General features: G+C 46.8%; 15 protein-coding genes. 14 read left to right on the forward strand and 1 reads right to left on the reverse strand.

The window, feature by feature from the left end; all coding sequences use genetic code 11:
- Position 1: 1 nt before the first annotated feature.
- Positions 2-634, reverse strand: coding sequence for a hypothetical protein (locus L4D12_RS20635; protein ID WP_428449721.1), 633 nt, complete (start codon positions 632-634; stop codon positions 2-4).
- Between the two features lie 278 nt (positions 635-912).
- On the opposite strand from L4D12_RS20635, the gene L4D12_RS20640 reads away from it, so the two are divergent.
- From L4D12_RS20640 to L4D12_RS20705, 14 genes are all read left to right on the forward strand, one after another.
- Positions 913-1,908, forward strand: a complete 996-nt coding sequence (locus L4D12_RS20640) for a hypothetical protein (protein WP_428449722.1) — start codon at positions 913-915, stop codon at positions 1,906-1,908.
- A gap of 70 nt (positions 1,909-1,978) precedes the next feature.
- Entirely contained in the window at positions 1,979-3,190 is a 1,212-nt protein-coding gene (locus L4D12_RS20645) for a N4-gp56 family major capsid protein (protein ID WP_428449723.1), read from the forward strand.
- Between the two features lie 56 nt (positions 3,191-3,246).
- Positions 3,247-3,627 carry a hypothetical protein gene (locus L4D12_RS20650; RefSeq protein WP_428449724.1) on the forward strand — a complete coding sequence of 127 codons (381 nt, stop codon included), beginning with the start codon at positions 3,247-3,249 and terminating at the stop codon, positions 3,625-3,627.
- Between the two features lie 56 nt (positions 3,628-3,683).
- Positions 3,684-4,109, forward strand: a complete 426-nt coding sequence (locus L4D12_RS20655; protein ID WP_428449725.1) for a hypothetical protein — start codon at positions 3,684-3,686, stop codon at positions 4,107-4,109.
- Between the two features lie 5 nt (positions 4,110-4,114).
- Positions 4,115-4,702: a hypothetical protein gene (locus L4D12_RS20660; protein WP_428449726.1), complete on the forward strand. Its 588-nt coding sequence runs from the start codon at positions 4,115-4,117 to the stop codon at positions 4,700-4,702.
- Entirely contained in the window at positions 4,703-5,329 is a 627-nt protein-coding gene (locus tag L4D12_RS20665; protein ID WP_428449727.1) for a phage adaptor protein, read from the forward strand.
- Positions 5,330-5,332: 3 nt separating this feature from the next.
- Complete coding sequence (locus L4D12_RS20670) at positions 5,333-6,832, forward strand: prophage tail fiber N-terminal domain-containing protein (protein WP_428449728.1); 1,500 nt, start codon at positions 5,333-5,335, stop codon at positions 6,830-6,832.
- Positions 6,833-6,841: 9 nt separating this feature from the next.
- The gene (locus L4D12_RS20675) at positions 6,842-10,339 is read left to right on the forward strand and encodes a hypothetical protein (RefSeq protein ID WP_428449729.1); all 3,498 of its coding nucleotides are present in this window, start codon (positions 6,842-6,844) and stop codon (positions 10,337-10,339) included.
- A 14-nt stretch (positions 10,340-10,353) separates the two neighbouring features.
- The gene (locus L4D12_RS20680; RefSeq protein WP_428449730.1) at positions 10,354-10,728 is read left to right on the forward strand and encodes a hypothetical protein; all 375 of its coding nucleotides are present in this window, start codon (positions 10,354-10,356) and stop codon (positions 10,726-10,728) included.
- Between the two features lie 61 nt (positions 10,729-10,789).
- Positions 10,790-12,391, forward strand: coding sequence for a hypothetical protein (locus L4D12_RS20685; protein WP_428449731.1), 1,602 nt, complete (start codon positions 10,790-10,792; stop codon positions 12,389-12,391).
- On the forward strand, positions 12,391-14,943 hold the full coding sequence (locus L4D12_RS20690; protein ID WP_428449732.1) for a phage tail tip fiber protein: 2,553 nt from the start codon (positions 12,391-12,393) through the stop codon (positions 14,941-14,943). The genes L4D12_RS20685 and L4D12_RS20690 overlap by 1 nt, the downstream gene beginning before the upstream one ends.
- Positions 14,940-15,308, forward strand: coding sequence for a hypothetical protein (locus L4D12_RS20695; RefSeq protein WP_428449733.1), 369 nt, complete (start codon positions 14,940-14,942; stop codon positions 15,306-15,308). The genes L4D12_RS20690 and L4D12_RS20695 overlap by 4 nt, the downstream gene beginning before the upstream one ends.
- Entirely contained in the window at positions 15,305-15,706 is a 402-nt protein-coding gene (locus tag L4D12_RS20700) for a hypothetical protein (protein WP_428449734.1), read from the forward strand. The genes L4D12_RS20695 and L4D12_RS20700 overlap by 4 nt, the downstream gene beginning before the upstream one ends.
- Before the next feature lie 8 nt (positions 15,707-15,714).
- Complete coding sequence (locus L4D12_RS20705; protein WP_428449735.1) at positions 15,715-16,380, forward strand: hypothetical protein; 666 nt, start codon at positions 15,715-15,717, stop codon at positions 16,378-16,380.

Here is a 16,380-nt window from a genome sequence, read left to right on the forward strand (position 1 = left end):
GTTATTTGTGCGCTGTTATTATTTTAATCTTTATGTATTTCTCTTGGTTGTTATATAACCGTTCGGCTCTGATGAATTGGGAGAAATTATTTAGGCTAATATAGGCAAAAAAACCAAAGATAGGAAATGTAACGATAAGTATCGTAGCCATTTGACTCAAGCTCAAATTCAAATATGTCATAAAAATGAGAGGAGATATTGAGATAAATGCCAATACAACATAACTAACAAGCGTTAATACTTTATATGAATTTCTAATCCAGATTTTATTGTATTTTTTTCTGAATTTAATTTTAAGATCACCGTCAGTACTTAATCGGTCAAATAAAGTTTTCGCAAAAATAAAATCATGAAGACATTGGCTAGAATCTTGTAATGTCAGTATGTATTTAACTTCTCGGCTACTTACTGTGTCGGTTCCAGCTAAAGCCTGATAGCCTTTCTCTAACACAAAAGGGTGTAATGGTTTATCATTACTTTCCGCTTCATTTATGTCATTTAAGAATTCTTTTATGAATTTGTAGTTATTTTGCAAGGTTGTTCTTTTTGTTGTTGATAGGTCGCTAAATATTTTTATCAAACCTAAAATGGTAACAACAGCAGATATTACTTTAATAACAAGTTCCCAATTCACACTATTTGTCCTTGTGCGTGTATGTGTATATCGATACTACATAATTACTGTGTATAAAAACAGGGGGTGGTTGATAATTGTGTGTCTTGACTCTGCCTAAATCTAAGATAACCTAGTCCCATCATGTGAAGCTGCACCCGAAAGGGATGCGGCTTTTTTAATGCCTGAAATATACCAGCCTCGATTCGTCGGGGCTTTGTTGTCTCTGAGCCAAAGTGCTTCACCGGAGTACTTGAACGCACAGACAGCGATACGTCTACAACCGGAGATTTAAGTAGATGACAATTGAGATCACAGGAAATGAAACACTGGATGAGCTAGAAGCCTTGCTTGATAGCTTTGATGATTTGGATATTGCTGACGAGCAATTTGAAGAAGTATTAAAGCCGGCAGAGCAACTTGTTCAGAAAACTGATACTGAGCTACTTCCATCAGACGGCGATACGAACGTAGTCCCGCCAGCTACGGATGAAGTTTTGCCAGGGCAGGGTGAGGAACAGCAACCCGTTAAGAAAGTGATTATCGCCAAAGATGGTGAGCACACGATCCCTTATGACGTGCTTGAAGCAGAACGCCGTGAGTCTGAGCGCTTACGTCAGCAAATTGCAGAGATGCAAAAGCAAGGCAGTGAGCTTCAGAACACGACACGTTTGCTTGAAATCCGAGATAAGCAGCTGGAAAAACTGGGTGTTGCGCCCGAGGATTTACCTGAAAACCTCAATGTTACCGATCAGCAAATGGATGACCTCAAGGAAAACTACCCTGAGCTTGCTCCCTTCATTCAATCGCTAATGGCGAAAGTTAGCACCATTCCTCAATCCCAACCACAAGCGGCAGAATCCGCAGCAAACCCAGTGTTAGATGATATTAAGGCTAATGCTGACCTGAATGGGTGGATGGAAGAGAAAGGTGATAAGTGGCGTTTGGCATTGGATATTGATGACCGACTACTTACTGACCCTCAGTGGCAAGGAAAGCCACAAACCGAACGATTTGCTGAAGTAGCCCGACGCACAAAAGCGGCGTTCGGTGAGGTTGAGCCTGTTGCTCATCCTTCACAAGTCGATCCTCTCATTGCTGATAAGGCCAAAGCGAAAGAGCAAGAGGTGGAAACATCGTTGCCGCCAAGCCCGTCAGCAGTAGGTGCATCAAACCAGCATCAGGCGACATTACTCCAACAGGCTGTAAGCATGGACAACTCCCAACTACAGAACCTAATGGCAGGAATGACCGCCGATCAAATAGATGCCCTTCTTGATCAGGCTGATTTCTAACAAGTCAGTTAAATCAACAAGCCTAGAACCCGCCCAATGTGGCGGGTTTTTTATTAGCTAGGAGCTGTCTATGACCACCATTACGCCATCCCAGGCGAAACATTTACAGGAAGTGGCGCTGTTTACATCAGCGAACCGCAACCGATCATTCGTGAACATGCTAACCGAGGAAGCCCCGAAGTCGGCAACGGGTGATAAGAAAGGCAATACGCAAACATCCCCGCATGCCCCCGTTGTACGGGTGTCAGATTTGACGAAGCAAGCGGGCGAATCTGTCGACATGCAGATCGTTCACAAGCTATCTAAGCGCCCAACAATGGGTGATAAGAAGCTGGAAGGCCGTGGTGAAAACCTTGAGTTCTCTGACTTTGATCTGAAAATCAATCAGGGCCGTCACATGGTTGATGCTGGTGGCAAGATGAGCCAGCAGCGTACATCCCACAATATCCGCAAATCTGCCCGTACATTGCTTGGTCCTTACTTCAATGATCTGCAAGACCAGTTGGCAACCATTCAGCTAGCGGGTGCGCGTGGTGACTACTTCGATGATGACATCATTGTGCCGCTTGAATCGCATGGTGAATACAAAGATATCCTGATCAACGAAGCTTTGCCGCCCACCTATGACCGCCACTTTTTTGGTGGTGACGCGACATCGTTTGAAGCTATCGATTCTGCCGACATCTTCAATATGGAAGTGGTTGACAACATTGGTCTGTACCTGGAAGAAATGGCGCATCCACTGCAGCCAATTCGCTTTCAAGCTGATGAGCTTGCCGGGGATGAACCATTTTATCTAATGACAGTAACGCCTCGTCAGTGGGCCGCATGGCAAAAGACCTCTAGTTACAAAGACTGGCAGCAGCTAACCGCATCAGCGCTCAACCGTGGCCGTAACTTCCGTCATCCGGTGTTTGCAGGTGAGTGTGCAATGCGCGGCAATATTCTTGTTCGTAAGTACAAGGGCATGCCAATCCGCTTTAACGCGGGTTCGGTGGTCAAGGTTTCAAACAACAATAACGAAGCCACCGTGAAGCAGGTCGAAGCAAGAACCACGATTGACCGTGCAATGCTACTTGGCGGCCAAGCACTGGCGAACGGTTGGGGCTCAACCTCTTCTGGTAATCAGTTCAAGTACACAGAGAAAAAGGTGGACCATGACAACGGCACCGAAATCTCTATTGCCTGGATGAATGGCCTTAAGAAGATCCGTTTTGCGGATAAGAATGGACGAGTAAACGACCACGGTGTTATCGCACTGGATACAGCGGTAACTCTGTAATCCACTGTTTCAATGGCGGAGTTTAATCACTCCGCATTCTAAGAGAGAGAATTGATATGGCTAAAGTGATTGCGCCATCAATGAAAGACACAGTGTATGCAGGGGCTGCAGGCAATTTGAGTGTGGCATTTGGCGAGGTAACACTCAAGGCAGCAGCAGCGGGTACAGAAGTACATGTGCTCGAGTTACCAATCGGGTTAAAGATCATCGGTGTGCGTGTCGCAACTGCAGGCTTAGGTGCTGGCGTTAAGGTCGACATCAAACTTGGTGATGCAGTTATTGCCGCTGATGTTGATGTGGCAGCGGCAAGCTCGGTGGTGAAACCTGTCCAGCCTGTGTATCTCACAGAGAAAACTGTGCTGGTGGCCGTGACTAAAGGCGGCGTTGCAACCGGTACTGTTGCCGTGATGCCTGAGTATGTCTCAGTCGGTTACTAATTTGATATTGCTGATCAATGCGTCCTTAGTTGGGCGCTTTTTTATTTGGGGGACAAATGTCAAAAATTAGCATTGCCTATGTGGGCGATAAACCATTTAAGAAGGACACCATTACCGGTTCGCTGCTGGTGTTTCCTCGTCATGAAGCTGTTGCGGTTGAAACGGCGATTGCTCATATGCTGCTTCAATACCCAAAGGTATGGGTGCGTGAAGAACAAGTGGCATCTCTGCTAAAAGATGCGGAATCTCTGGCTGAAATAAAGGCTCAGGAAGAAGCGGATGCAAAGGCGAAAGCAGAGGCCGAAGCGAAAGAGATCAGCATGGAAGTTGAACTTGCTGGCGATACGGTTGATTTGGCCAAGCTCAATAGCGCTAAGTTGGCAACCTTGATTGAAGCGCATGACTTAAATATTGATGCCAAGGGTGCGCAAGAGTCGGTTGAAGCATTCCGCCTTCGTGTCCGTGACGCGATCCGAGGTTAATCATTATGGTGCCAGTGACCGATTTCTTGCCGACATTGCGTATGTTGGTTGATGTACCTGTGCCAGGACTGATGGAAACGGCGATCGTTAAGGCCGCACAGAAGTTTTGCCGTGAAAGCAAAGTGCTGGTACGAGAGCGCCAATATGCTGAAGTGTATTCCTGTCAGTTGGTATCGGTGGTCAGTAATCAAGTTGGACCCAAAGGGAAGGTGCAGCTAAAAGGTGCTGGCATCATTAGCGTGAGCAGTAAAGGTCAGCGGCTTGAGGCCGGGCATGATTACTCGGTCGTTGGTCTTGATAAGGTCAAGTTCAATGCTGATTTCATGGATGTGAAGATCACCGGTATTGCTGAGCCCTTAGTTAATGCCACTCAGTTACCCGCAGAACTACTCAATGATTACTGTGATGGGATATGCGCAGGTGCGGCAAGTATTCTGCAGCTACAGCCCACAACCGCATGGTTCAACCCTGAACTCGCGAGCTTTAATCAGCGTGAATACGTCCAATCCATTCGTGATGCCTATCGATACACCATCGAGAATACTCCTGCATTGGAAGAACCCCAATTAGTGCGCCGACGGGAGTTTTATTAAATGGCTATTAAGGTGAGTGATTTAATCGAACAGGTAAGTGAGCTGCTGGTTGATACCAATCATGTTCGTTGGTCTAAGCCTGAGTTGATCCGCTATATCAATGACGCACTGGCGGCAGTCATTATGCGGCGACCAAGCCTTACTGCAACGCATGACATTGTGGCTGTAAGTCAGAACCCAATCGAATTGCCTGACGATGCGTATTCATTGCTAAGTGTTGAGCTGCTAGGTGATTACCGTGGGCAATATACCCCTATAGAAACGCTCAATCGTTTTTATCCAACATGGCGCACTGATGAGGGTGTACCGCAATGCTGGACCCAACATGCTGATGAGCACTTACGCTTTTGGGTTTATCCCGCACCACAGGATCCGGTCAGTGTCGCGTTCACATACAGCAAAGCGATTACCGTCAGTGCTGATAGCGATGTTATTCCTCTCACTGTCGTCTATGTCGGCATCCTCATTGATTTTGTGCTGTTCCGTGCGTTTGGCAAAGATGCTGAGAATGCCAGCGAAGCAAGTAAATCAACGATGCATTTTCAGTCTTTCGCCGTCGCAATGGGCGATAAGAACGCGATGGATAGCGCTAAGAGAAATGCGCGTACTCGTTCGGCTATGGAGTAAGTCATGATTGTCTCTGGTATTCATCGTGATCTGATTGGTCGGCCTATCTCTAATGGATTAATTCAGATCGTGGCGACCGCTAATACTGTCAGTGTTCTAGCGGGTTCGGTTGCCGATATTAAAACTGCTCAAGACGGGACTTATTGGTTTGAGTTATTGCCTGGCGCTTATGAGTTGTATGCGCAGGTTAGCCGCTGCAGTGATGTTGAGTTCTTGGGTAGTACAGTCATTACAGGTGATACACCCGATGGCACGTTAAATAGTATCGCTGGCATCACATCCCCTGTATTACCTCCCCAAGTTGAACAGGCTGTTAATGCGGCCAATCAGTCACAATTATCGGCTAATCAAGCAAGGGCAGAACGGGAGCGCATAGCAGGCATAGCTTCGACTGTTGATGCCCAAGCAGATCAGGTTGCTGACATTGTTGTGCAAGCGAGTGGGTTTGCTCAATCAGCCAGTGATAACGCCAGCGGGGCGAGTACAGCAAGGGATGCGGCAGTTATCGCCAAGGACCAAGCGCAAACGCTAGCTGGGCAGGTTGCCGGTTCGGTTACTGAAGTCGTACAGGTTAAGCGCGACATTGCTGTTTTGAAAAATCAGACCGAACAGCAGGCAAATCGTGCAAGTTCAAGCGCTCAAGTGGCCGTTAATGCTAAAGATGCGGCGCAGTTTAGTGCCGAGAACGCAGCAGCAGAATGCCAGCAAGCATTTAGTGCCGTCCAGCAAGCTCAAGCACATAGCCAAGATGCAAGTGAAAGTGCCAGGCTGGCTGAGACGGCTTTAGGTACAACCCACGGTGTTTTAGATTCGATTGAACAAGAGGTTGATAGAGCTAAATTAGCAAGTGGTAAAGCTCAAAATCAAGCAGTCATTGCGGGCAAGTCAAAAGAGTCAGCAGTCAAAGCGCAGATTAATGCCAATTCAGCCGCCATGGTTGCGATGCGCTCAGAGGTGGTGGTTGAGCAAGCGTTAGATGAGATGCTAAATATAGGCAAGCTGGCGGTAGAGAGTATTGAACAAACTGCTCATCATGCTGAAGGATCTCGAATTGCGGCACAAGAAGCTGCCACTGCGAATCAGCAGGCTCAAACCGTAGTTGCTGTTATACAAAATCATGCAGAGTCAGCGGAAAATAGTGCCAATCAGGCTCAGGAATCCTTGCTGCAATCTCAACGTATCCAATCTGATGTCACAACCAAAGCCGGGCTGGCAGCCAATGCTGAGTATAACGCTCGAATACATAGCATTAGTGCTCAAGACGCTAAAGAGCAATCAGAACAGGCTTCAGGGCTAAGTCAGCGATACAGCGAGCAGTCCATTCAAGCAGAACAATCCGCACAACAACATGTACTTAAAGCTGAGTCAGCGCAGGTGAGTGCAGAGCGTAGCGCAGAACTTGCTGCCGATGCAGTTGATGCGGCGAAGCTGGTCGTTATAGGTGTTGCGAAAGATTTAATCACAACACAAAACGTCATTATTTCCTTTCATCCCATTAAATAAGGTGTCGACATGGCAACTAATGAACGCGATCCGCTTGTTGACGCGGTAGGCGAATTAACTCAAGAAACTACAGCATTACTACAAGAATATCGTAATGCAAAGACCAGCCTCGATGGGAAGGTTAGCCAAGCGGGAAATTCAGCATCAGTGGCGACAAGTAAAGCGTCAGAAGCTTCGGTAAGTGCGGCGGCTGCAGCTGAGAGTGAGGTAAAAGCCAAAGCCTCAGAGGTTCGGGCGGATGCTGCAGCTGATCGTGCGGCAGAAATTGCTGGTCTTGATACGGTAACGCAGGCAGTTGCTCTGGCTATGGGAGATCGCTATACAGGCGCGCTACAGGCGAGCCTGTACAACCTCATGTGCCAGATGAACCGTAACCGCTATAACGGGTCAGGTGTGATTCATGCTGGTAAGCACTTTGATAACCCGTCTGCCCCTATTAATCAAGGTATGTGGTGTCATCCTCAATCTACTGATGCAAAATCCACTGTTTTGCACATTGGCCGTCGCGGATCATACAGTGGCGGCACATCAAAATCTGGCTGCCCTGTATTCAATTTTAATGGTCACGAGTTTCATCTTGATTTGGGTAGCGGTCAGAATGGCAGTGATTACGATTACTGCGCTATCCAATACCCTGATGCACCTGCTGGTTATGAGTCATTCAATGAAAGTACAGGTGAATACTTCAATTACTTCACAACGATTGATCCAAAATACGGGAATGTTGCCGAGTCTCAAAATGAGGCGGTAATTCGCTGTTTTGAGGGTAAGGGGAAAAATTCAGATTTCCGTCTAGGCGATCAGTATTGGGGTTTAGATGTATCAGGTGGTAGCTCCGTGGTAATAACCACCGACGGCGCAAAGGTGATTGCAGACGCTTCAAGCCCTTACGCTGGCGTTAGTCAATCACATGTTGTAGGTGGCATAATCCCGAGTGATTATTGTGTTGATGTGGATTTGCAAGATATTGTCGGAAGCGTTTATCTTGAAGTGTATTTATACGCATCCGGTGGGGGCAGTAACGATGCTCGTGTAATTGAGCAGAATCCAGTAAATGGCATTAACCGTTTTTATTTTAAGGCCGCTGATTTTACCAATGGATTTGGCTCGTCAGATGTGATACTGGCTCGCATTAGGCACGTCGGGGCTACAGGATCCAGCTCAGTTACAATAAAAGGATTTCACGTATACGATCCCAATGACAAACCAACCCTAACCCGTCAAGATTTTTCAGCACTGGAAGTGTGGCATGAAGACGTATCAGAGCTAGGTGTTGCTTTCCTGAAAGGCGGTGTGCAATCAACAATCACAAGCTGGAATGGCATTCCAACAAAGCTGATCACCGATTGTGGCATTGCTCAGGGGTATAGTGCTTGTGGTGCGTGGGACAAGGAAACAATTGGCCGCTGTATTCCACTGGCTGATTTTGGTTTCGCTAAGTTGATGGAGTTTATCCAAGACCCAACGAACGGGATGTATTTTGATGATGCAACCCTCAAATTGATTCAAGTGCGCGGTCGTGGTCGAACCATTCAGGGTATGGGTGATAATTGGGAGGCGGCGCTTCCCTATGACTCAAATAAAATGTCGTATTGTCAATACTCATCTACAAAAAGGATTCACCCTCAAGGTAAGAGGCAATCAACTTTAGATTATGGAACAACATTTCCTGTTTATTGTTCGCATGTAAACACGAGTCAGAATCCAATAATCAGTGAAGGTTTATTCACTGCTGCATCCGATGTCCTTGCCCTTGATACTTCCTCTGCATATGAAGGCAAGTGTTTCATGCTCCCTATCGCCCTAACCCAACGCATGAACTTTGCCGCATATCATCCTAGCTATAATCCGTTTGGTTGTGACCGCTTTGGCAAGCAAGGCGCTGGCTCTGCATATTGGAATACTGCATTTAGCGATGGAACCAAGGTGACTGATTACATCAAAAGCACCAAGGATTGTTTCATCACGTTTGAAAACCCTTCTAATGTGGGCCGTTATGGTGCCGCTGGTAGTATTGGCTCTAAACTAAATGGCCGTCCAACTAACGACCCATACCCATTCCATGATGGCATCTATGCAGGTCAGATTCAGGATTTACGTGTAAGCGCTGTAGATCGACCGTACACTGAGATTATGACAGCTTGTGGACGTGATGCTGTGGCTGGTGTGATGCGTGGTAAAGGTCGAGTTCCTTTTACTAAAGCCATAGCTGGGGTGGGTGTGCTTAGTTCTCTCCCTCATAGCGGCGCCACGACTGTTATTAGGCTCGCCGAGAACTATGGGGTAGATGCTGGGTCAAACACTGATCGTGATTCTGGGATTGCGAATGGTTGTTATTTTATTGATAGCGCCAGTGTCATTCATAAGGTGCGCTACTGCAAAACAGATGCAACTGATGGTAAAACATGGATTTATGTTGCTTCTTCAATCTCAGATGTAGATATCTCCGCCAATGTAAGTTACATCAATGCAGAATACACGACCCCAGAATTTGACATCCTGCCAATGGCTAACTTGGTTGGTACACCTGAAAACATTGCTAGTACTTTCCCCGATGGTTGTATTGGCGAGTGGATTTCAACAATCCCTACTGGCTCTTTGAAGGAGTTTTCATTCACTAAGAAATCGTCAAACCCTGTGAACCCTCTAGCTATTTACACTAGCGACAATGGTGCAACTTGGGGTAGTTCAAGCTCTTGGGGGGGCTGGGATTCTATTAAGAACTCACAAATATGGGCTATCACGGATTTGTCGGTAAATATTTATTTTTACCCATCCCTATCAGCATTCACTCAGGCTCACGATAACACTGCAATTGTTGATGAGCTGGGTAATGTGTTCGTATCTAGCGGCGTTCATTTTTATAACCGTGGAAATCGACTCATGCAGTCAGTTACGGGATTGATTGGCATTAGTGAATCAGCTCCGTTTAATGAGAATGTGCCAATGGTAAGCGCTGCGTTTTATGAAAATGATAGCTTGAATCCTTCATCAAGAAATCGACACTATCCGATTAATATTGGCGCACCTACTAACGAGTCACCAGCGTTCAAAGCGTTAATCAGCTTGATTAACATCAATGGTCTGATGTATCCGCAATGGCATTGGTCGGAGCTGGTTTACAGTCGAAAGTCACAAGCAAAAACGCTTGTTGCTGGCTCTGCACTGGCTGTAACCAAAGGTGATGTGATTAAGCTAAGCGGGTTTAGCAACTCTGCAATTCAGTGCCAGTTGTTGACATGGATTGGAACTAGCAATACCAGTGTTACATGGGGTAGTAATTACTTTGATGATTTCACCATAATGCCTGATGGTCGTCTGTACCGCCTCCGTGATGGAAACGTTCATGATCAAGTTAAGCTATTCTCACTTTCTGATAATTGGGGCGATGATGGAGTTATTCCAGTAATCAACGGTGAAGGCACTAAAACCGACTTGAACGGCAATATCGTGAAGGTTGGTTGTCACCGTGGTCAGTTCCCTGTTGGTATTGCACCGAGTAAGTAATCAGAGGCTAAATTATGTTTGATAAAATCACGGATGTACCTGCGCCGATAGCTGATTGCTATTATGAAGACGTACGCATCGAACCTACTGGAAATACAATAGATAAAGTAATTCAGATACCCGATAGTATGGGTAATGAAACGACTACTGTTATTCAGGTGCCAGAGTATGTTGATGTCAAATATGTAGTTAAGAAACCCGCATATTGGGAGAATGGCGGCCATATTGATGCTGCTAATATTGCAAAGTGGGATTTTCATGAGCGATACGTTGAATGGATTGCGAAGGCAGCTGAAATTGAAGTTTACAACAATACGCCTCAATTTGACGAAGATGGCAACGAGTTAGCGTTCGATAAGCTGACTATCCCGCCAGAGCCTACGCGCTAAAAATTAAGATTGTGGACTATCAAGCCTCACCATTGTGTGAGGCTTTTTATTTTGAGGTCATATGCAGATTAATATTGTTGTGATGAAGGGGCAGGTTCCTCGCTTAAAGCCTCATTTGTTACCTAACGAAGCTGCGACAATTGCTAAAGATTGCCACTTTGAAAATGGTATTGTTGCTCCACTTAAAATCGATTCTTACCAACAAACGCTGCCCATTGCGGCAAGCACATTGTTTAAGTACACCGATGATCATTGGTTCGTATGGGCCAAGGATATTGAAGCCATCCATAATCCCATGGCACAAGATGAATGGCAGCGAGTCTACTTCACGGGTGATGGCGTACCAAAGGTGACGGCACAAGATATTGCGATTGGTCCAGTTAGCCCTGCGGCTAGTTATGATTTGGGCATTCCAGCACCGGATGTTGCGCCGCTGATCAATCGTGTCGACAGCTCTACGGGAACGGAACCACCGGAAGGTGAGCCTGCTATTTTTGATGATGAAACCCGATACTACATCCAAACCTATGTCAGCCGGTTTGGTGAAGAAGGCGCACCATCAAAGCCAAGTACTGAGCTTTTGGTTGAAAAGCCAGGCTCAACGGTTGATATCGGTTTGGTTCGCCCGTCCGTCAATACACATAACCTTACTCATACTCGCCTATACCGTACCGTGACTAGCAGTGCTGGCGCTGAATACATGCTGGTTGCTGAGTTACCTATCTCTCAAACTGAGTATGCTGATAGCGTTGCAACGCTGAATGCGCCAATTCTTGAAACGTGGGACTTTGATGTGCCCGATGAGAACATGCGTGGCTTATGCCAAATGGCTAACGGTATTTGTGCGGGATTTGCTGGAAACGAAGTGATGTTTTCAGAGGCATACCTGCCATACGCATGGCCCAAAGGTTATCGCGGTACCACTGAGCACGAGATTGTAGGCATTGCCGCGATTGGTACAAGCTTGGTTGTGGCAACTAAGGGTTACCCGTTTATCTTCTCTGGGGTTACTCCGAGTGCGATCAACGGTACAAAAATAGGGAGCGAGCAGGCCTGTATTAGCAAGGATTCGATTGTAGTTCTTAATGGCACAGTACTGTATGCATCACCAGACGGCATTGTTGCGGTTGGTTCAGATGGTGCGATAACCATTACAGATCAGCTTATTACTCGTCAGCAGTGGCAGGATAAACGGCCACATACCATCAAAGCTTGGGCCTCTGAGGGGTTGTATGTTGCTCTTTATGAGGGTGGCGGTTTTATCTTCGATCCGGTATCACAAGACTTTCGTCAGATCTCAAATCGCTGGGACTGCGCTTATGCAGATCTTGAACGTGATCAGCTATTCACTGTGAAAGGCAAGGAAATGAGTATCTGGCAGGGTGGGACTGATGACTGTCCAGTCACCTGGCGCAGCAAAGTCTTCCAGTTGCCCGTTGATTCACTTATGTCGTGCGCCCGTATTGTCTCTCCAAACATCGCTAATCTCTCGGTGACGATTTTCGCTGACAGCAAGCCAATCTTTACTCTCGAACAAGGTCAACTCAGTGAGAGGGGCTTTCGCTTACCCGCTGTTCGTGCAACGAATTGGCAAGTTGAGGTGAGAGGTGCAGCAGAGGTAGAGCGGATTGTGATCGCCAGTTCCATGCAGGAGTTGATGTAGTGGTGGCTCCAAATCGTAATAAAGCCGGCTTTCGTGCAGGACGAGATACGGCTGCAGTACAAGAAAACATAGAACTACTGACGGGCCAGCGAGGCAATGGATTAGATAGGGCGATAACGGTTAGGGAATTGGCAAGCCTTGGGTTAATCAGTGTTAGCCGTGGCGGTAACGGTTCGGTAGTAACTAAGCCGGTGATCCCTGTTGTGCCAGGTGTCGATGTTCCTGTTAATGTTCCTCATGCCCCGGTTAGCTTCATGGCTTATGGTGGGTTTGGATCCATCATGCTTGAATGGCGGCCGCCAACATTCAAAGGTTTTGCGCATGCTGAGATATGGCGTGCGGCCCCTGATGTTGATGGCACTGCGCCAGCGCTCGAGCAAGCTGCTTTAATCGCTACCACACCCGCTACTGTTTTTGGCGACATTGTTGATCCTGGCTCTACGTTTTATTACTGGTGTCGGTTTGTAAATATTAAGGATTTTGCGGGACCATTTCATGGTGTTGATGGGGTAAAGGTTTCTACCAATCAAGGTATTGGCGGCATCATTGATGATATTGGTGAGCAGATGAAGGGTTCTGAGTTAATTCAGAGCTTGGTATCTGATATCAGCAATGGTGATCAAGCATCCCAAGCGGCGATTAATAGTGCCAAAGAGGAGTTGGCTTCAGCTGACCAGATACTTGAGGGGGCATTGAGCAGCACAAGTGAGCGGTTTGAACAGGCTATTTCACGCGTTGAAAAGGAATATAAAGCGGGTGATTTGCAGGCTTCAACATCAATTAAAGAGATTGAGAGTGCAGTTGTTGATACAAACAAAGCACTCGTTACGCTTGGCGAACAAATCCGAGTTGAATTTAAAGATGCGGACAGCACTCTCACGACGAATATCACAGAGCTCAATACTGTTTTGGTGAATGCGGATAAGGTGCTAGCAGAGCGCATTAACTCAGTAGCGGTAGATTATGAAACTGCAGATAGTGAAATTAAAGGTGTAATTTCTGAGTTATCGCAAGTAGTCGCCACTGATGACAACATATTAGCGCAACAGATCGCACAGATGGATGCGGCGTTTAAAGTAGCCGGTGAATCTTCAACTCAAACCACTAACGCTAAAATCACTTCGGTTCAGAAGACGTTTGCAGATGCAGATAGCGCATTGGCTCAGTTGATCACCGAACTTGAAGCCTCTTATCAGGAAGCGGATAAGATTACGGATGAAAAAATAAAGGAAGTTAACGCAAATATTACAGAGATGGATAAGGTGCTCACGGATGCTGACAGCGCACTGGCGGAAAGAGTGTCTGGTGTGGAAGCCGCCTTTAAAGAAGCTGATGTAGCACTGGCTGGCTCGATAACGGCGCTCGATAAAGTCACCGCAGAACGCGATAAGGTTGTCGCTGATAAAGTTGATACGGTTCAGACGGAAATTGACGGCGTAGTTGCCGCCGTTCAGCAAAACAGCCAGGCAATCAGCTCCATTAATGAAGATGGTACTGCAGCGCATCAAGCCATGTGGAATACCAAGGCTCAGGCTGGCGATATTAAGGCTGGCATCGGTATCTTGGCTAAGTCTGACGGAACTAGCCAAGTGGCGGTGTCAGCTTCGCAGTTTGTGGTTTTCGACCCAAATACAGAAGGTGGTGAAACTCAGCCATTGTTTGCGATAGATAAAGGGAATGTGATCATCCCTAAAGCTTTAATTGAAAAAGCGACGATTCAGATTTTAGAGGCTCAGACGATCGTTGCTGATGAAGTGGTAGCAGGGGTGCAAATTACTTCCCCTGTGGTAAACGGTGCAAAAATCAGAGGGGGTGATGCTGGTTTCGGCGTGAATGGCGATTACAGCGGTTACCATACGTTTATCACCAATGATGGAAGTGTATATACCGATCGGCTGACAGCTCGTGGGACGTTGCAAGGTAGCACTATCGTCGGTGGTGACATCAATGGAACGCGTATAAATGGCGTAACGATATACGGCTCAACTTTTATCGAGTCAGATAGAAAATTCACCGTTGAGGGGGAATTGACGTACCCTGACGGTGGCAAAATTCTTGCTGGGTATTCTTTTTATGAGAACTTATCGCAGGCAATGACAGGCGGTCTTTGGACGCGTCATTGTGGCATTGTAAATTACAACAATACGAGGCATAAAACTGAACGGCGGTTCCGCTGGTCAACGTTAGGTAACTCTGATTCTGGGGTTTCTGGCATAAAAATAAGAGTCCCTCGCACTGAAGGGTTCACGCCGACACGATTCTATATTCGCTATGAGGACGCGGCGGGGAATGCTCATACGTGGGAAGGAGGACTGCCGAGCCACTATGGTAATCACCACCTAACGTTTAATACGCCTGTAGGTTTGTTTCGCTGTGAATATATTCATGACTGGGAAGCCGCTGGCCCCAGTGACCGCGGTGACTTTGGGGAATTCTCCGCTCACACAGAGTCAGGTGTCAGCCACAATCGTTTTTTGCAGGCTGGTTTAAATTCAAGGGCTGCTTCAATTTATTGCGAAGTGTGGGCTAAAAATTATGAGCGTAAACCATGATGTACAAATTTGCTGACAACACAAACACAATTGTTGCTCTCTATAGGGGCGGTGAAGTTGAATTTATGGGCACGGCTGAGGTGCCACAGGGTGTAACTATTCATCCTAGTTGGTCAGAAGTGGATGAGGCAGATTACCAGCGACAGAACAAATGTAATGAAGAGCGAGACTGGCGGGATATGGAAATGAGGGGCGTTTTGAGATCGTTAGATCAGCTTCGAAATGATAGGGAGTTTGGATCGCTGAGCTATAAAGGGTCAGCAACGATGGAACAGCTTAACCAGTATCGCGTTCTCCTGTGTGATTACCCATCCCAAGCAGGATTTCCATATTCTAAACGCCCAACAATGGAGGATGTGCTGTGACTGAATTAGTTAAAAGTGAATGGTCTCGATACAGAAGCAAGCTATTACCTGTTATCCAGACCATCGAGCAGAGAAACAGTCATCAGTTCAGTGATGAAGTTGACAAAGCCCTTTCAAGTGAGAGGGCTTTTCTTTTTGTGGCGCAAGATGGTTTTCTTGTTCTGCAACCGCTATCTCAGGGCGGCACCGTTACCGTCAATGTGATGTTTGCATTTAACTGGGGTGATAGTGCGATCAGCCGTTATCAGCACACCATTGAGCGGTTGTCTCGTGATATTGGGGCACGAGGATTAGAGTTATACACGGTTGTCGTTGGGTTAATTCCATCTCTAGAGATGCAAGGGTGGCAAATGACACCGAGCGATAACCGGATTATGCACTGGACAAAAACACTCTAGGGGGCGCAATGGGTGGCGGAACTAACGAAGTAGAAGAGACTGAAGCGCAAAAGGCTGCGGCAGAAGTTGCCAATAAGCAATGGGATATTTACAAAGGCGAGCTAAAGGGTTTTGAGGATAACTTCATTCAGCGAGTTGATAGCTTTAACTCAAAGCAAAATATGGCCAAGACCAAACAAGATACAGATCTGGCCTACGCATCAAGCTTTAGTGATGCCCGGCAACAAACGGGTAAACAGATGGCGGCTGCTGGTGTTGATCCAAGCAGTGAAAAATACCAAAGCACGATGGCTGATATTACTTCAGATCAGACTATCCAGCAGGCTGATACAGTTAACCGCGCTCAAACTGCAGAACAAGATAAACATATTGCAGGTCTGCAGGATGTTACCGCATTAGGGATGGGGCAAAAATCCGAGGCACTAGCGGGTATGGGAAGTGTGGCGAATGCCAGTTTGAGAAAAGCGACAGCAGATGCACAAGACTCTTTTAATCGTCGTGCGGCTAATCAGCAGTTGGTGGGGACCGTTGCAGGGGCGGGAGTGTCGGCAGGATTACGCAGCGTAGGCGGTACAGCGAGCATGGATGGTGCCAGTGTTGATGGTAGTTCAACTGTAAAGCCTCTGAATTCCTATGATCATTTCACTAACCCTAGCGGCACCATGTATTCATAA

The sequence above is a fragment of the Photobacterium nomapromontoriensis genome, from assembly GCF_050336815.1.
GTDB lineage: Bacteria > Pseudomonadota > Gammaproteobacteria > Enterobacterales > Vibrionaceae > Photobacterium > Photobacterium nomapromontoriensis.

What these genes read in the sequence shown, in the direction of transcription:
- L4D12_RS20640 (WP_428449722.1), top strand. Translation starts at nt 913, where the DNA reads ATGACAATTGAGATCACAGGAAATGAAACACTGGATGAGCTAGAAGCC.
- L4D12_RS20645 (WP_428449723.1), top strand. Translation starts at nt 1,979, where the DNA reads ATGACCACCATTACGCCATCCCAGGCGAAACATTTACAGGAAGTGGCG.
- L4D12_RS20650 (WP_428449724.1), top strand. Translation starts at nt 3,247, where the DNA reads ATGGCTAAAGTGATTGCGCCATCAATGAAAGACACAGTGTATGCAGGG.
- L4D12_RS20655 (WP_428449725.1), top strand. Translation starts at nt 3,684, where the DNA reads ATGTCAAAAATTAGCATTGCCTATGTGGGCGATAAACCATTTAAGAAG.
- L4D12_RS20660 (WP_428449726.1), top strand. Translation starts at nt 4,115, where the DNA reads ATGGTGCCAGTGACCGATTTCTTGCCGACATTGCGTATGTTGGTTGAT.
- L4D12_RS20665 (WP_428449727.1), top strand. Translation starts at nt 4,703, where the DNA reads ATGGCTATTAAGGTGAGTGATTTAATCGAACAGGTAAGTGAGCTGCTG.
- L4D12_RS20670 (WP_428449728.1), top strand. Translation starts at nt 5,333, where the DNA reads ATGATTGTCTCTGGTATTCATCGTGATCTGATTGGTCGGCCTATCTCT.
- L4D12_RS20675 (WP_428449729.1), top strand. Translation starts at nt 6,842, where the DNA reads ATGGCAACTAATGAACGCGATCCGCTTGTTGACGCGGTAGGCGAATTA.
- L4D12_RS20680 (WP_428449730.1), top strand. Translation starts at nt 10,354, where the DNA reads ATGTTTGATAAAATCACGGATGTACCTGCGCCGATAGCTGATTGCTAT.
- L4D12_RS20685 (WP_428449731.1), top strand. Translation starts at nt 10,790, where the DNA reads ATGCAGATTAATATTGTTGTGATGAAGGGGCAGGTTCCTCGCTTAAAG.
- L4D12_RS20695 (WP_428449733.1), top strand. Translation starts at nt 14,940, where the DNA reads ATGATGTACAAATTTGCTGACAACACAAACACAATTGTTGCTCTCTAT.
- L4D12_RS20705 (WP_428449735.1), top strand. Translation starts at nt 15,715, where the DNA reads ATGGGTGGCGGAACTAACGAAGTAGAAGAGACTGAAGCGCAAAAGGCT.